The organism is Chryseobacterium geocarposphaerae (genome assembly GCF_002797535.1).
Classification (GTDB): domain Bacteria; phylum Bacteroidota; class Bacteroidia; order Flavobacteriales; family Weeksellaceae; genus Chryseobacterium; species Chryseobacterium geocarposphaerae.
Window position 1 is genome coordinate 663,999 of the sequence record NZ_PGFD01000002.1, and the last position, 15,019, is coordinate 679,017.

Genomic DNA, 15,019 nt, shown 5'->3' on the forward strand with positions numbered 1-15,019 from the left:
TTGTTTTTAGTTACTTTATATCTTTATAATAAACATATCCCATTTTCCCATCCTTTTTTACTCTGTACCAGGAATTTTGCTTGGAAACTTGGATTAGCTTTGTGTTTTTAGGAACTATGGCTATTATTTTAGATTTGAAAGAGGGCTTTTCGTAAATATTGGTTGTTGAGATTCCTGCAATATATCTGTTGGAGTTGACGTTGACATTTACCTTATCAATAAATACTTTTGGTGGTTTATTGGATTTTGTTTTTGATGCTTTATAAGAATCTGATGATTTGTGTTTCTTGGATTTGCTTCTTTTGGCAGAACTTCCGGAAGAAGAGTTGCTTCCGGAAGAACCACTACAGACGCCGCAGGTTCCACCGCTGCTGCAATGTCCACATCTTGAACAGTTAGCACAGGCAGTGCAATATGCAGAACCGGTGCATCTTCCGTCGTGTCCTATGTTGTCGTTTGCTTTTACACAAGAATTTAAAATAAATAAAGTGAAGGTAAGTATGATGAATGGTATTAGTTTTTTCATGGTTAGTTATAATTTTCCAGTGTCTGATGAAGTTGATTTCTGTAATTGTAGATTTCATCAAGATTATTTAATAAGACTTTTTCTCCCGCTTCTTTTCCGTTGTGAAAAGTTTCTAGATATTTATTTGCGGTATTAAAATGCAGTCGGCAAAGTGGTTTTCGGTTGTTATCATCCAATAAAATTCCGAAGTAAGACAAAGTGTCTCGATAAGCAATTCTTGCGGAAGGAACTTTTTCCCTCAGAATGGCTTTTACGATTTGAAACCCTTCCAATTCTTCTTCTGTTGTTACAGTTTTGGATTCGTTATTTTCATCGATGGGCTGCGAGTTTTTTACATTGTCTTCCCGTTTTTCGATCTGTTCGTTAATGCTTAAAGCTGATTTTAACCGGAAACTGATGGATTCATTAATAGAAGTTGTTAATGCTTTTTTTGCATATTCTTTAAACGAAATCATTCGGTTTGCCGTTAAAGGTTTTTCAAAGAAACGATTGACCAACAGCTTTACCAGTTCATCAGACGGATTTTCGATCTCTTTTTCGAATTCTTTTCTGATGGCTTTGATATATTTTAAGGCTTCTGCAGAATCGAGGATGCTTTCCAGATTATAATCCTTCTTCGTGAAACTTTCCAGAATTTTAATGGAACTGTCTTTTAGATCTTCAATATTAATCGTGAAAAAAGGCTTTTCATCCATAATATTGGGCTTCTCAAGATCTGTATAGAAGTTGTATACAATTCCGTTCGTCAAAACTCCGAATCTTGTTTTCGAAACATGATAATACCGGTGAAGCTGAGAATTATGGGCATCCGCATTTTCTTTCCAGTGCTTACATTCGATAATGAAAATCGGTTCATCATTGTTTTTGATCACATAATCTACTTTTTCACCCTTTTTGGTTCCGATATCACAAACATGTTCGGGAACAACTTCTGTTGGGTTGAAGATATCATATCCTAAGATTTGTATAAAAGGCATTACAAAAGCATTTTTTGTTGCTTCTTCTGTTCCGATTTGCTCTTTTAAGCCAATGACTTTTTGATGAAGCTGCTCAAGTTTAATTTTAAGATCCATACTTTTAGCTTTTTAGAGTTTCATCAACAATTTCGGCGGTTGGAGCATTGGATTTTACGGAGGCGATTCCGTTTTCCATTCCCGATTTTGAGCTGTATAACTGGCTTTTTCCAATGATCTCGCCGTTTCTTGCCTTTAAGACGAAGTATTCTTTTCCGTTTACGGCAGTCCTTCTCTCATACCTTGAATCATCCTGAGAGTTAATTCTCACCGATTCTATTCCTTTATGGCAAGATGCTTTTTGGACATAGCCTTCGCTGGTTAAGATAATTTCGCCATTTGTGGCTTTCAGGTTAAACTGATACTCTTTGTTTACTCTCTGAGTAATAATAAATTTTCCCATGATTGTTTTTTATTTAACACTCCAAAAATATGAGCATTAATTTGCGTCTCCTTACGGGAATCCGTAAAACGAAAAAACCTTTCATGAAATGAAAGGTTTTATTAATAGTTTTCAGCAAAATTCAGATCAAATAATCCCGATATCCTTACAAAAAGCGACCAATTGCTCATTGCTTGTCACTTCAAGATCTTCTTTTAAGCTGTTTAATTTTTTCTCAACACTGCTTAAGCTGTATTTTATGCCCTTTTCCAGAAGATGATCGGGAATGTTTTTCTGTAAAACACCTTTAGAAAGAAGGGTAACTACCGTAATGTCATACGCAGAAAATTCATAATTGTTGAATTTTTTCACTTCCTGCTTCAGGTCTGTCGAAAGATAATTTTCATTAATAAAAACCGAGGCGATAGATTTTTTTAGTTCTTTAGAGTCATTTCTGGCTTTCCGCACATACCCGTTGATATGATAATTTTTAAAAAGCGAATCTATAATTCCTGATTTATGCTGGCCGGAAAAAACAATCACTTTGAGAGCCGGTTGAATTTCCCTCACTTTTTGAATTAATTCCTGCCCGTCTTTAATGTTTTGTGTGTAATGATCTTCTTCAAAAGAAAGGTCGGTGATCAATAAATCATAAGGATCGTTTTCCCGTAAAGCTTTTTGAACTTTTGCCAAGGCATCATCACAATAATATACATAATCAACTTTCGGAATATTAAGATCCTCCAATGTTTTTTGGACAGAAAGACTGCCCATTTCGTGGTCTTCGGCGATTAAAATTTTTTTGAACATTCTGTTTAAGTTTTTTAGGAAGCAGGAAATGAAATAGTAATTTTAAGTCCCTTTTCTATTTTGGTGTCAAAAATAATTTCTCCGTTGATGGTTTCTATACGGGAAACCGTAGAAGATAATCCGTTTTTATAAATTACATCTCCTGAAATTCCAATTCCATTATCCGTATAGAATATTCTGATGAGGTCATTTTCTCTTTCAAATCTAAACGAAACGATGGTTGCCTTGCTATGTTTTTTCATATTTACAAGCAATTCTCGGATGATCTGATACACTTCTTCCTTATTTTTAGTGCTCAGATGTTTCCAGGTGCCACTGTCGTTTCCGGCAAGATAAGTATTCACTTCATCATTTTTAAATGAGCTGACCGTTTCAGAAATTTTTTCGCTGAAATCTTTTTCTTCACCTTGGTTGTCTGTCTTCTCGTAAGAAATATCCCTGGACTTTTCGTAAACAAATTCCAGTTCGTCAAGCGCCTCGTCTTTATTAAAATGCTCCTGGTTTTCAATCTTTGTCATTACCTGATAAATACCATTGGCAACTACATCATGAACCTTTTTTGACATTTTAAGCTGGGTGTTTTTTACTTCAAGTTCTTTTTCCTGTTCGAGACGTTTTTTTCTTTTTCTATACAAGAATAAACCTCCGATCAGAATTATTAATAAAATTCCAATACCAAAATTTTTCTGTAATCCTTCTATTTCTTTTTCGGCCTTTTCTCTTTGTATTTTTTCTACATCATATCTTACTACTGCAAATTGGTTTTTAGCTTTACTTCTTGCAATTTGAATACTATCATTTAATGCTTGAAATTTCTTAAAATTTTCTAAATAATTTTCTTTATCCAAATTAATGATTTTCTGTAATGCTTGTAATTGATCCTCCTTGCTATTATTTTTTACAGCAACTTCCAACATTTTTTTCGCATAATCAAGAGCTTTTATTTTATCCTTATCAAAAAAATAAATCGATAAAGTTGCATAACTCGAATTTTGCCCTTGTAAATCGTTGTTGTCTTGTCTTATTTTTAAAGCTTTGTAAAATTCTGGGAGAGGATTGTAATTAGGGTTTTCATAATATTTTGCTCGCGCCATATTATTTATGAATGTTGCATACTTCAAACTATCTTTAGTTTGTAATGCTATAGATAAGTTTTTCTGTGCTTCTGGATACTTTCCTAAAGTTATTAAAACATCTCCTAGATTATTATAATAAAGATATTTGTTTGATGGTATATTTACATATTTTAAAGCCTGATTATAAAATAAAATGGAATTTTCGAACTCATAAAGATAAGATGAACAGATCCCCATATTATTAAAACTAGATGCAAGAGTACTTCTTGTTGTGCTATCATCTATTTTTCGTAGAAAGTTGTTTGCCTCAAGTGATGTTTCAATACTTCCATAATAATCTTGCTTATTATGTTGTAAGATTGCCATGTTAACTAAAGATTTGCCTACGCCCAGAGAATCCTTTCTTTCTAAATAGGCATTTTTTGCTAAATTGTAATATATAAAAGCTGAATCAGATACATTAGAGTTTCTAAATACTTTAGCTTTATTATATAATTTTGCTGCTATGCTTTCATCGAAGTTTTTTTTATTTTCTTTCTTACAAGAAAGTAAAATCATACATATAAGTAATAAGAAATAGTTTTTCATGAATTAGTTTTATTCTGCAAAGTAATAAAAAGAGCAGATTAAAAACAATCTGCTCTGTTATAATTAAGGGTTAGTAAATGGAGGTGGGGTTTGCCCTGTGTTACCTCCTGTACTTCCTCCGTTTCCGCTACCTGGTCCTCCTGTTCCATCTCCCGGATCTATTCCGTCTCCTGGATCAGTATCGCTCTGTACGATTACGGTGGTTGAATTATTATCGTTGCATGTTGATGTATTGGCATTATTGTGTCCGAATGCTAAACCTAATAGCATTAAAATAAACTGGATCATTTCCTTAAAAATTTTGAGGTTTGAAATTGTTTTCCTTCCTCTCGGAATATTTATCCCGAGCTGTACACGATTAAAATTTCGAAGCGCTTCTTAAATTTTTTGGGAAGTGAACCATCAAAAACGGAAGAGAAACATCTGCTTCCCAACCCGGAGTTTTCTTCCGTTTTTGATGGCAATTTTTGAAATCAGATTTTTATTTTCTTTTATTTTTTGTCTCTGATTTCTTTTACAAATATCTGACAGATATGTTGAAATTTATGGACAGACGATGGACAGTTGGACAGTGCGTAAATGTTTGATTTTTACGGTAAACCGTAAATTAATTGTCCATTTTTTGTCTAATTTGGACAGCAAATAACTAATACTTGAAAATTTATGTATGAGAAGAAAAGATTTTTGGTAAAAACGGTGTTTGAAAAAGCTAAAAATGAAATTCCCCGTGGGAAAAAAAGTTCTATTGCATCATATCTAAGTTCACTTTTTGAAGAACAATATGGTTTTGAAAGAGAAGAAAGAGCATATGTAAGATATTATAAGAATTTAGTCGAAGAAAATAGAGATTATAATATTGATGATCTTGCTTTAGATTATTTAAGTAAATACATTGGCTATGATAATTTTGAAGATTTCTGCGAAAGAGTAGAGAATGATGATCTGAAGACTTTTACATTAAGTTTTAAAGATTTATCTGAAAAAATTCATCAAATAATTATTACGGTAACTCCAACAGTATTGTTACCTGATTTTATTAAGAAAAATGGATTAGGCATTTTAGAAATGACTTTTGTTTTACTTTTAGTCACAGGTGGAGTTGTCTTCTCCAATAATAAAAGCTCTAATCCAATAAGATTTCTTTCAGAAAAGGGATTTTCAATTGATAAACCTTTTATGTATTGGGATGGTGACAGGTATATGGCAACTGATAGCAGTTCTTTGGGGCCGCAGATTGATGTTATTCCGATGGATAAATTTAGATTTAAGTATTTTAAAAAAATTACACGGCCAGACACTCTTAATGCTACAAATTCTATGGGAAAGGTTTGGTATGATAAGACTAACAATAATGTTGAATTTTTTACAAGCTATGGAAAACATCCAATTAATGATAAAGCTTTAAAAGATGTCTCGGAACGTATACTTAATCATTATGCTGGATACCAGCAATCAGATTCAATAGAAGTGGAATGATAAAAAAATAACCACAAAGAATCCTTTGTGGTTAAATATAAAAATTGTTTATTTTTATTCTGCATTCAGCATCCCCAGTTCACCGAAATGCTTTTTGAATTTCTGAATTTTTGGCCCTACTACGGCGCTGCAATACGGCTGAGTTGGATTTTCATTGTAATAGCCTTGATGGTATTGTTCAGCGGGCCAGAATTTGTCGAATTTCGTTAATTCTGTGACATAAGTTCCTGTCCATCTTCCAGACGCTATAGAGACTTTAATGGCTTCTTCAGCTTTTGCTTTTTCAGCTTCATCTTTATAATAAATTACAGAACGGTATTGCGTTCCGATATCATTTCCCTGTCTGTTTAATTGGGTAGGGTCATGAAGGAAAAAGAAAACATCCATCAATTGTTCATAGGAAATAATTGCCGGATCATAAGTGATCTGTACAACTTCTGCATGACCTGTTTCTCCCGTACAAACTTCCTGATAAGTCGGGTTGTCTTTATGTCCCCCGGAATATCCGGAAATGGCAGATTTAACGCCCTTCAGCATATTGAAACAGCTTTCCACACACCAAAAACATCCGCCTCCGAAAGTGATCTGTTCTAAATTATTGTTATCCATTCTAAGTTGATTATGTATTTAAATATTTTCTCGTTTAAGGAATATTCTTGGAGAAAAAACTAATCAAAAATAAGGAAAAGTTTTCCATTTTATGTTTAATTAAAGCCTGAAACGCAAATCATACTCATAGATTTCACAAATAATAAAAAAAACAACTCCAAAAGGAATTGTTTGAAATTGATTTTAATGCTGTAATATTTTATTCAGGTCCAACAGGACTATAAACGCACCATCCTTTAACGCAAGTTGCGGTATACAAAGGTTTCGGAACACAATAATTTGTACAAGGTCCCTGCACTCCTCCTGAAATTGCTTTTTGTTGTTTTCTGCTTAATGCTTTAAGATTTTTCATATTAATGATTTTTTTGGTTTTAATACAGTACAAGTTAAACAATTTTACTTGATTTTTAATCATTAATAATTTCACATTGTTGGATTCTTTATAAGTACTTTAGAAACAAAAAAGCATCCTAAAAGGATGCTTAGTATTATTGAAATAGCTTTCGATTATTTTTCCCAAACCAAGGCACTTGCTCCTAAAATTGCAGCATCTGCTTCGTCCAGCTCACTGAAAACCAATTTTACTTTATTTCTGAAAATAGGAAGAAGGTTTCTTTCCATGTGAAGTTTCGTAGGTTTTAAGATAAAATCTCCTGCTTTAATTACTCCTCCAAACAAAAGAATAGCTTCCGGGGAAGAGAACATCACGAAGTTAGCCAGGGCTTCTCCTAGTTTTTGTCCTGTATACCTGAAAACTTCTATGGATATCGGATCTCCTTTCAAAGCACATTCGTGTACTGTTTTAGAATTAATGGCTTCTTCAGGATATTGATTAAGCATAGATTCAGGAAACTCTGCTCTCATTTTCTTTGCGGTAATAGCAATACCTGTTGCAGAAGCATAAGCTTCAAGACTTCCTTCAGAACCGGTGCTCCAGTGTTTTCTTCCGCCTGGTTTCACAATTGTATGCCCCAATTCTCCGGCAAAACCATCGTGCCCGTAGATTAATTTACCTCCTGCGATGATTCCGCTTCCTACACCTGTACCCAGAGTAATCATAATAAAATCTTTCATTCCTCTGGCTGCTCCGAAAAGCATTTCTCCGATGGCGGCGGCGTTGGCGTCATTGGTTATTGTACACGGCAACCCAAATTTCGCTTTCATCAATTCCGCAAAAGGAATAATTCCTTTCCAAGGTAAATTGGGAGCCTGTTCTATAGTCCCGGTATAATAGTTGGCATTGGGAGCTCCGACTCCTATCCCATCAAAGTTTTTTTCTTTTCCGTGGCTTTCGATCATAGGATGAACAGCCTCGTATAAAGCGTCAATATATTCTTCTACAGTAGCGTAGGCATCTGTTCGGATATTTCCTTTTTCAAGAACTTCACCCCGGTGGTTTACCACTCCAAATTTTGTGTTTGTTCCGCCAATATCAATTCCCAGCGCAACGTGTTTTGACAAATCTACTAATGACATTTCTTTGCTTAAAATTCTAAAAGGCTAAAATTATAAAAAAGATCTTAGTTATTAGACGATTAAGCACATATTTATTTAAAAAAAGTTTTAACGGTTTTAGGAGTTTTCTTTTTTCTTCTTCCCCACCAGATCATGAAGCCAGTGACTGGTAATGAGGCACATATCAAACTTACAATAAAAGCAATGATCTTTGTAGGAAGTCCCAAAATGGATCCTACATGAATATCATAGTTGGCTCCAACTGTTTTTTCACCAAAATTTTTGTCTTTCATGTCGTGAGTATGCAGCAATTCTCCTGAGTTTTCATCAAAAATCAAGCTGCTGCTTTTGTGGTAAGAATATGATAAGTGTTTCACATAAACTTCAAAGTTCGGATGTGCATGATCATCCATGTGTTCGTGCCCAAGATCGATAGAAAAGCCATAAGAATCCGGATATTTTGTTTTAACGGTATTGCTGATTTTATCTAGCGTTCCTTCTGTTCTCAACTCGATCGGAGCTTTAGTCTTAATGGATGAAAAGTCAGGGTAAACTGTTTCTCCTCCTGAAAAGATGAAATAGAATGCAGCCTGAACTACAAAAAACGCATAGAACAATCCCGTTAATGAAAATATTAAAGCAAAAACGGATGCATAAAACCCTAAGACATTATGAAGGTCGTAATTTTTTCTTTTCCAGCTTTTTACATTCTGCCATCTGAAAGAAAAACGCTGTTTTCTGGCTGCTTTATTTTTAGGCCACCAGAGAATAATCCCGGAAATCAGCATAATGACAAAAATAATTACAGGGATTCCCACAAGATAGCTTCCCCATTCCTGTTTCAAAAGATAGCTCCAGTGGATCATTTTTACGATCTGAAAGAATCCGTTTTTCTCGTCATATGTTCTTAAAACCTTCCCGTTGTAGGGATTGACATAAGCTACTTTGTAGATAGGAAATTCATCAAAATAATTCCAGCCTTTCGGATTGTGTTCATACCAATAAAAAAGATAAGACATCTTTTTGTCGATCGGAATATTTACCCAATGAACAGGATATTTTTCTTTTACCTGATCTACTACCGAACGTTCCAGAACACGGATGGGAAGAACCTGCTTCTGTTCGATATTCTGCTCGTTGTGATAAATGACATCTTTACGGGTAAAGTTTTCAATTTCATCCTTAAAAACGTACAATGCTCCGGTAATGGAAATAATGAAGATCAGAAACCCAATTCCAAGACCCAACCACAAATGCAGTCTTCCTGTCCATTTCTTTATTATGCTTGGCTTTTTTTTATGATGATGTTTTTTCTTCATAGTTTCCTTTGACTGGGCAAAGATAAGTTTTAATTTTTATTTAGAATATTTATAAATTAAAAAAATGAATGGTACTAAAATTTGTATTCAACCATAAAAGTGCCCCTCATTCCTAAAGAATTGGTAAAGTCAGCATCTCTTGCGGTCCACCATGCAATTGCGGGTTGATACATTGTATTAAACAGGTTTTCTATACCCAGAGATACTTTCCAGTTCTTATTTACGTCGTAGCTTGATTTTAAATTAAAAATCGTGTATTCAGGAACTTTTCCTTCGCCATATACATACAAGCCGGTTTTGGCATTGGGTTCAAATCTGTCCTGTCCGAAAGCATGAAGCATATCCAATCCCACCGATATTTTCTGAATCGGTTTTACCTGAACATAAGCTAAAACTTTAGGTGCGGATATTCTGCTGTTATTGATTTTTGTGGAGTAGTCGCCATCATTTTTAGGAGAAGTAATCCCTTCCATCCAGCTATAGCTGCCTCCGAAATTGATCCAGTTTACAGGGGTAAAATGTAAAAAACCTTCCACTCCATACACTACTTCAGGTGCTCTTTGAATCGTTAAGGCTCTGTCCGGGCTCTGGATAAAAGTTGCTCCCAATTTGGAAGTACTTACGTAAGAAGTCACTTCATAGTTCAGCCATTTTGTAATTTGGCCAGTTGTTCCCAGTTCATAATTGTTAACGATGATGGGTTTTGTTTCCAGGTTGCTGATGGTGTCAGAAGTTGATGTTCTCAAAATTCTTCCCAATTCGTTGATTGAATAGGCCTGGGAAAAACTTCCGAAAATATTGATCATCGGATTGATATTGTAACGGATTCCGATGTTTCCCACCAATGCATTATATTCTAAGTTTCCTCCGGTTACAAAAATACTTTTTGTAAAAGTTCCGTCTGATTTAATTGTCGAAAGAGTGTTGAAATCTCCGACTTTTACCTTCATATTTTCATATCTTAAACCTCCTTTGATGGTTAACTTCTTTAATAAATCAATCTTAACCAAAGCAAAAGGTGCAATATTGGTCATGTTCATATCCGGAGTCCAGTAACGGCCGTCTTCCAGCTTCTGAACAGTTTTGTCGTTCAAAATATCAACTCCGTAAATAACTTCTGCCTGAGAATTCTGAGTGTTCCAAAGTTGGGTATCAAAGTTGGCTCTTGCCCCGTATTTTTTTGAAATCACGTTGGACTGACCACCGTTGAAAAAAGTATCGCTATATCCGTAAACCGTTCTGAAATCCTGCATATAAAGGTTTATATTCAAAGACGTTCCTTCCCAGATATTTTTATTGTCGTAGCTTACTTTTACGTTATGATTTCTCGGAGTTCCCTGTGGCGTGGTTTCCAGATTTTTTCCTTCACCTTCGCCTATAGTTGGAGTGATGCCATATTTTCCTGTTTTTAGCCCTAAATTTAAATCAGATTTTGAAGCATATCCAATGTAAGAAGCTTCAATTCTTTGATTATCATTAATATTATAGCCTAACTTCAGCATTCCGTTGTAATTATTCATTTTTGCGGGGCTGTATGTCGGGCTTAAATTCACACCATCTGCATCTTTCATGTAACCCGTTCTTTCATAGGCAAACGAAGCCACATAATCGAACTTTTTAGCTAAATTTCCGGAAAGTAGCTGGCTTGCTCTGAAACCTAAAGTTCCGCCATAAGGTTGTCCGGTGATACCCACCTGGGAAATCCCTGAAATTTTTTTATCAGAAGTGCTTTTTCTCGTCATATAGTTAATAATTCCTCCATCTGCTCCATTTCCATAAATAGAGGACGCTCCTTTAATGACTTCAATTCTTTCAATTACTGAAGGATCGATTGATCTTAAATCTCTAGCTCCGTTTCGAAGCGGTGTAGATTGAGGGATGCCATCAATTAAAACTAAAACCTGACGGCCTCTCAGTGTTTGTCCGGTGTTGGAAGTTTGTCCCGAACTTGTCGCTAAACTCGGAACAGTATATTGTAAAATGCTTGTAATATCAGAATTTACCGTCAACTGTGACTGAATCAGCTTCTGATTAACAATCGTTACCGAGCTCGGAATTTCTTTTATATTTTCTTTTTTTCGGGAAGCGGTAAGTACTACTTCTTCAACGTTAGATGTTTTTAAACTATCTGTTTTCTGTGCAAAAACAGCTACAGATCCTAAGCAAGCTACTGATAAAAGAGCTTTTTTCATGATTTCTTCTTTCCTTGTTTTTTATATTTTCCCCACCAAATCAAAAAACCCGTTACAGGTAATGATGTGCAAACCAATCCGGCTAAAAACCAAATAATTTTTCCAAACAGTCCAAAATAGGAACCTGTATGAATATCATAATTGGCATTGGCATATTTTTCAGCATTAGTAAGGCTTTGATGAAGTTTATTTGATAAGATTTTTCCTGAATATTTATCAAAAACAATCAGGCTTCTTTCACTGAATCTTCCCTCTTTCTGATAGACTGTTACAGGAATATTTTTTAATTCTTTTCCTTTTTTATTTTTTCCGTTTAAAGGAATTCTGAAGCTTGATGATTCCTGGTACAGGTTTTTAGTCTCCTGAGCCGTAATATCATAAATTGAATGGTTTTTTACTAAAAGAGAGTCAGGCGATTTGATATCTTTCTCTTTCGGAAGTTCCAAAGAGCCGGAAAGTGTAAAATTGAATACATTTTTCACGCATGGATAGGAAAAATAGATTCCAGTAAGGCTCATCAACAGAGCGATAAAGGATACATAAAAACCTAAAATACTGTGAAGATCATAATTTTTACGCTTCCATGTTTTTACGTTTTTCCAGTCGAATGAGAAGCGTGCTCTTCTTGCTTTTTTATTTTTCGGCCACCAAAGCACAATCCCTGTAAGGAGCATGATGATAAATAATACTACCGGAATTCCGACGGCATACTTTCCCCAGTCTGTTTTTAACAGTAAACTCCAGTGAATGGCTTTTAAAATAGGGAAGAGGTCGTATTTTTCATCATAAACTCCTAAAATCTGCCCCGTATATTGATTGACATAGACAAGTTTATTAATCTTAACTTCCTGAAAATAATTCCAGCCTTTTTTTTCTTTTTCGTAATAAAGAAACTCGTAAGATTTATTTTTATCTAAAGGAATCTCAACCGAGCTGATCGGATATTTTTCATTGACTTCCAAAGAAACTTTTTCTTTAAGGACTTCAATGGGGACTGGAGACTGTGTAATGGCTTCCGGCTTAACCCAGATTGCATCTTTTCTGAGAATGTTCTGTATTTCATCCTTGAAAACATACATACTCCCCGTTAGGGAAACAATAAAAACAACCAGACCAACGGATAAGCCCAACCACAAATGCAGTTTGGCTGACCATTTTTTTATCCATGAAGGTTTCTTCTTATGATGATGTTTTTTCTTCATAGTAAAAAGCTAACCTTACCAAAGGTTAGCTTTTAGGTTTTTTAGAATTTGTAAGTAATTGTACCCAAAGCATTGATTAGCTTTTGAGGATTTCCTGTGGTGTAACCAATCCAGTAGTGTTGGTTTGTAAAATTGTCAACTTTCAAACCAATTCTGAATTTTTTAGCATCATAAAATGCGTTGGCATTTAACACAAAATATTTAGGTAATGTAAATATTTCGAATCTGGTTGTTGCCGGATTTACCTGATTGTAGATCTTATTAGCATTTGCATAGTTTCCTCCGATTCCAAAACCAAAACCTTTTAAACTTCCATCAACAAACTGGTAGCTTGCATTAAAATTTGCTAGCCATGGAGATCCTGCTGTACTCGGTCTGAAGCCTGTGCTTAAATCTGTTGTGTCATTATAAGAAACACCTCCGATTAAAGAGAATCCTTTTATTAAATAAGCATTTACTTCAAGTTCTATTCCTTTACTCTGGATTTCTCCTGTCTGTGTTTGTACAGCATTACCTGCAGCAGTGTATTGCCCAGTGCCAAATAACATATTTTTTGCTTTAATGTTGTAATAACTTACTGTAGCATTGATTTTCCCATTGATAAGATTTGCTTTAAAACCTGTTTCAAACTGGTTTGCTCTTTCAGGATCAGAAAGTGCAATACTTCCTGCCAAATCTGTCGTGTAATAGCCATTACTTTTAAAGCTGTTCTGATAATTTCCAAAAACTGAGAATTTATCTTTAATGATTTGATAGACTAAACCTGCTTTCGGAGACCATGCAGATTGGTTGTAAGCCGGAGTGTCGTTTACCCAAACTTTACCTCCTAAGAAATCATTGTTTTCATAACGTAATCCTAAGACAATATTAAGTTCTGAAATTGGTGTAAAAACGTTTGAAATATATCCGCTATAAGTATTTGTATCTCCGTCCACATCATAGTGACTGATATTTTCAGGATTATCATAAAGTGCTCCTAAAGTTGTTCCGTTAAAATCTGAATAATCTCCTCCGTTTGCAGGAACTGTATAAGTAGCCCCGTTTGCAAGATAAATAAAACGAGATCTGTCTTTTGTTTTAAGATAATCAAAACCTACAACCGTTCTGTTTCTCATTCCGTTTCCGAAAGAATAATCGAAATTAAAGTTTTGTTGTATCTGTAAATATTTTTTTCTGCTGTCTCTTGTAGCTTGATCAAATCTGCTTACAGAAACATTATTGTTTGTGTCAACTGATGCTGAAAAATAAGGCCCAAATCCATCAGAATAGCTACTAGATGTATTAATATTAGTTGAAGATTTAATATTATTATTAATCTTATAATTAACCTGCCCAAAGATATTGTTTACTCTTGCAGTAGTGTACAAATCGTCGCCAATGTAAGATTCTTTATAATTAAGTCCTGCTTTTTCAAGATCTTTCATATTATCAATTCCATTTAAACTACCTGGATTTAAATAAAAGAAAAATTGATCGCCGATAGCTCTTGTATTGAACATTTCATATTCAATATTAAATTGAAGTTTGTCGTTCAAATTATATGTTAATGATGGTGTAAATGCAAAGTATGAATTTTTTGCATCTGTTTTTTGGAAGGTTCCCTGGTTGGTATATGCAGTATTAATTCTGAAAAGTAATTTCTTATCTTTTGTTAGAGGGGTATTAATATCAGCCTGTGCTCTATAAGTATTGTAACTTCCCCCCATGAAACTTACTTGTCCTTCAAAATTCTCGAAAGGTCTTTTAGTTATTCTGTTCACCAAACCACCATAAGAAGCTACGTTACTACCATATAATGTTCCTGATGGGCCTTTTAAAACTTCAAGTCTCTCAATATTTACTGCATCAATTGTTGTTGTAACAGGAGAAACTAACCCATTTCTCATGGAGTTATTGGATGGAAATCCTCTTAAAACAATAAAAGAACCACCGTCTCCGGCTCTGCTTGTTGGGCTCCACATTTGTTGTAGACCTGTAATGTTTCTATAAGCATCGTCAACTGTAAAAATGGCTTGATTTTCTAAGACAGATTTATTTATTGAAGAAAATACTTGCGGATCTTCGATGGCCTTGATAGACATTTTATTTGAAAAGTCAGAATCCTTTTTTATATAAGTGTTGATGATAACTGCATCAATATTCTTAGTCTTTGTTGAATCTTTTTCCTGAGCAAAAGTTAGCATAGAACCCAACAGCGAAGCGCAGATCAGTACATTTTTCATGAAACAAAAATTTTTGCAAATATATTGTTTTTAATTATTCTAAATAAATTTCATAATTGATATTTATCATAAAATTATTATACAATAAATAGCAAAAACCCGCAACAATCTGTATTGATGCGGGTTTTGTATTATGAATTAATTATTTT

The 15,019-nt window shown here is 34.4% G+C and carries 14 protein-coding genes; 1 reads left to right on the forward strand and 13 read right to left on the reverse strand.

Translation table 11 applies throughout. The features are described 5' to 3' along the window. Positions 1 to 10 precede the first annotated feature (10 nt). The 6 genes from CLV73_RS14715 to CLV73_RS14740 form a co-directional block, all read right to left on the reverse strand. On the reverse strand, positions 11 to 526 hold the full coding sequence (locus tag CLV73_RS14715) for an SH3 domain-containing protein (protein WP_100377620.1): 516 nt from the start codon (positions 524 to 526) through the stop codon (positions 11 to 13). 2 nt (positions 527 to 528) lie between these two features. After that, positions 529 to 1,599, reverse strand: a complete 1,071-nt coding sequence (locus tag CLV73_RS14720; protein WP_100377621.1) for a type I restriction endonuclease — start codon at positions 1,597 to 1,599, stop codon at positions 529 to 531. 4 nt (positions 1,600 to 1,603) lie between these two features. Beyond that, entirely contained in the window at positions 1,604 to 1,942 is a 339-nt protein-coding gene (locus CLV73_RS14725; RefSeq protein ID WP_100377622.1) for a YegP family protein, read from the reverse strand. A gap of 126 nt (positions 1,943 to 2,068) precedes the next feature. Then, the gene (locus CLV73_RS14730) at positions 2,069 to 2,731 is read right to left on the reverse strand and encodes a response regulator (RefSeq protein ID WP_100377623.1); all 663 of its coding nucleotides are present in this window, start codon (positions 2,729 to 2,731) and stop codon (positions 2,069 to 2,071) included. Between the two features lie 14 nt (positions 2,732 to 2,745). Next, a complete protein-coding gene (locus CLV73_RS14735; protein ID WP_100377624.1) occupies positions 2,746 to 4,395 on the reverse strand; it encodes a tetratricopeptide repeat-containing sensor histidine kinase in 1,650 nt (549 codons plus the stop codon). Between the two features lie 63 nt (positions 4,396 to 4,458). Continuing rightward, positions 4,459 to 4,683, reverse strand: coding sequence for a hypothetical protein (locus CLV73_RS14740; protein WP_100377625.1), 225 nt, complete (start codon positions 4,681 to 4,683; stop codon positions 4,459 to 4,461). 375 nt (positions 4,684 to 5,058) lie between these two features. Here CLV73_RS14740 and CLV73_RS14745 point away from each other — a divergent pair, with 375 nt between their 5' ends. Next, on the forward strand, positions 5,059 to 5,871 hold the full coding sequence (locus CLV73_RS14745; RefSeq protein ID WP_100377626.1) for a hypothetical protein: 813 nt from the start codon (positions 5,059 to 5,061) through the stop codon (positions 5,869 to 5,871). Positions 5,872 to 5,925: 54 nt separating this feature from the next. On the opposite strand, the gene msrA is transcribed toward CLV73_RS14745, so the two are convergent. The 7 genes from msrA to CLV73_RS14780 form a co-directional block, all read right to left on the reverse strand. After that, a complete protein-coding gene (gene msrA / locus CLV73_RS14750) occupies positions 5,926 to 6,480 on the reverse strand; it encodes a peptide-methionine (S)-S-oxide reductase MsrA (RefSeq protein WP_100377627.1) in 555 nt (184 codons plus the stop codon). Between the two features lie 199 nt (positions 6,481 to 6,679). Then, entirely contained in the window at positions 6,680 to 6,832 is a 153-nt protein-coding gene (locus CLV73_RS14755; RefSeq protein WP_157798810.1) for a bacteriocin-like protein, read from the reverse strand. 155 nt (positions 6,833 to 6,987) lie between these two features. Then, complete coding sequence (locus CLV73_RS14760) at positions 6,988 to 7,956, reverse strand: ROK family protein (protein WP_100377629.1); 969 nt, start codon at positions 7,954 to 7,956, stop codon at positions 6,988 to 6,990. A gap of 71 nt (positions 7,957 to 8,027) precedes the next feature. Beyond that, positions 8,028 to 9,254, reverse strand: coding sequence for a PepSY-associated TM helix domain-containing protein (locus CLV73_RS14765; RefSeq protein WP_100377630.1), 1,227 nt, complete (start codon positions 9,252 to 9,254; stop codon positions 8,028 to 8,030). Between the two features lie 74 nt (positions 9,255 to 9,328). Beyond that, positions 9,329 to 11,446 carry a TonB-dependent receptor gene (locus tag CLV73_RS14770; RefSeq protein ID WP_100377631.1) on the reverse strand — a complete coding sequence of 706 codons (2,118 nt, stop codon included), beginning with the start codon at positions 11,444 to 11,446 and terminating at the stop codon, positions 9,329 to 9,331. Then, the gene (locus tag CLV73_RS14775) at positions 11,443 to 12,648 is read right to left on the reverse strand and encodes a PepSY-associated TM helix domain-containing protein (protein WP_100377632.1); all 1,206 of its coding nucleotides are present in this window, start codon (positions 12,646 to 12,648) and stop codon (positions 11,443 to 11,445) included. The genes CLV73_RS14770 and CLV73_RS14775 overlap by 4 nt, the downstream gene beginning before the upstream one ends. A gap of 41 nt (positions 12,649 to 12,689) precedes the next feature. Continuing rightward, positions 12,690 to 14,870 carry a TonB-dependent siderophore receptor gene (locus CLV73_RS14780; RefSeq protein ID WP_100377633.1) on the reverse strand — a complete coding sequence of 727 codons (2,181 nt, stop codon included), beginning with the start codon at positions 14,868 to 14,870 and terminating at the stop codon, positions 12,690 to 12,692. Between the last annotated feature and the right edge of the window lie 149 nt (positions 14,871 to 15,019).

Bases quoted from the DNA above. Each gene is read 5' to 3' on its own strand.
- CLV73_RS14770 (WP_100377631.1), bottom strand. From the start codon at position 11,446: ATGAAAAAAGCTCTTTTATCAGTAGCTTGCTTAGGATCTGTAGCTGTT.
- CLV73_RS14715 (WP_100377620.1), bottom strand. From the start codon at position 526: ATGAAAAAACTAATACCATTCATCATACTTACCTTCACTTTATTTATT.
- CLV73_RS14755 (WP_157798810.1), bottom strand. From the start codon at position 6,832: ATGAAAAATCTTAAAGCATTAAGCAGAAAACAACAAAAAGCAATTTCA.
- CLV73_RS14740 (WP_100377625.1), bottom strand. From the start codon at position 4,683: ATGATCCAGTTTATTTTAATGCTATTAGGTTTAGCATTCGGACACAAT.
- CLV73_RS14735 (WP_100377624.1), bottom strand. From the start codon at position 4,395: ATGAAAAACTATTTCTTATTACTTATATGTATGATTTTACTTTCTTGT.
- CLV73_RS14745 (WP_100377626.1), top strand. From the start codon at position 5,059: ATGTATGAGAAGAAAAGATTTTTGGTAAAAACGGTGTTTGAAAAAGCT.
- CLV73_RS14730 (WP_100377623.1), bottom strand. From the start codon at position 2,731: ATGTTCAAAAAAATTTTAATCGCCGAAGACCACGAAATGGGCAGTCTT.
- CLV73_RS14780 (WP_100377633.1), bottom strand. From the start codon at position 14,870: ATGAAAAATGTACTGATCTGCGCTTCGCTGTTGGGTTCTATGCTAACT.
- CLV73_RS14760 (WP_100377629.1), bottom strand. From the start codon at position 7,956: ATGTCATTAGTAGATTTGTCAAAACACGTTGCGCTGGGAATTGATATT.
- msrA (WP_100377627.1), bottom strand. From the start codon at position 6,480: ATGGATAACAATAATTTAGAACAGATCACTTTCGGAGGCGGATGTTTT.
- CLV73_RS14775 (WP_100377632.1), bottom strand. From the start codon at position 12,648: ATGAAGAAAAAACATCATCATAAGAAGAAACCTTCATGGATAAAAAAA.
- CLV73_RS14720 (WP_100377621.1), bottom strand. From the start codon at position 1,599: ATGGATCTTAAAATTAAACTTGAGCAGCTTCATCAAAAAGTCATTGGC.
- CLV73_RS14725 (WP_100377622.1), bottom strand. From the start codon at position 1,942: ATGGGAAAATTTATTATTACTCAGAGAGTAAACAAAGAGTATCAGTTT.
- CLV73_RS14765 (WP_100377630.1), bottom strand. From the start codon at position 9,254: ATGAAGAAAAAACATCATCATAAAAAAAAGCCAAGCATAATAAAGAAA.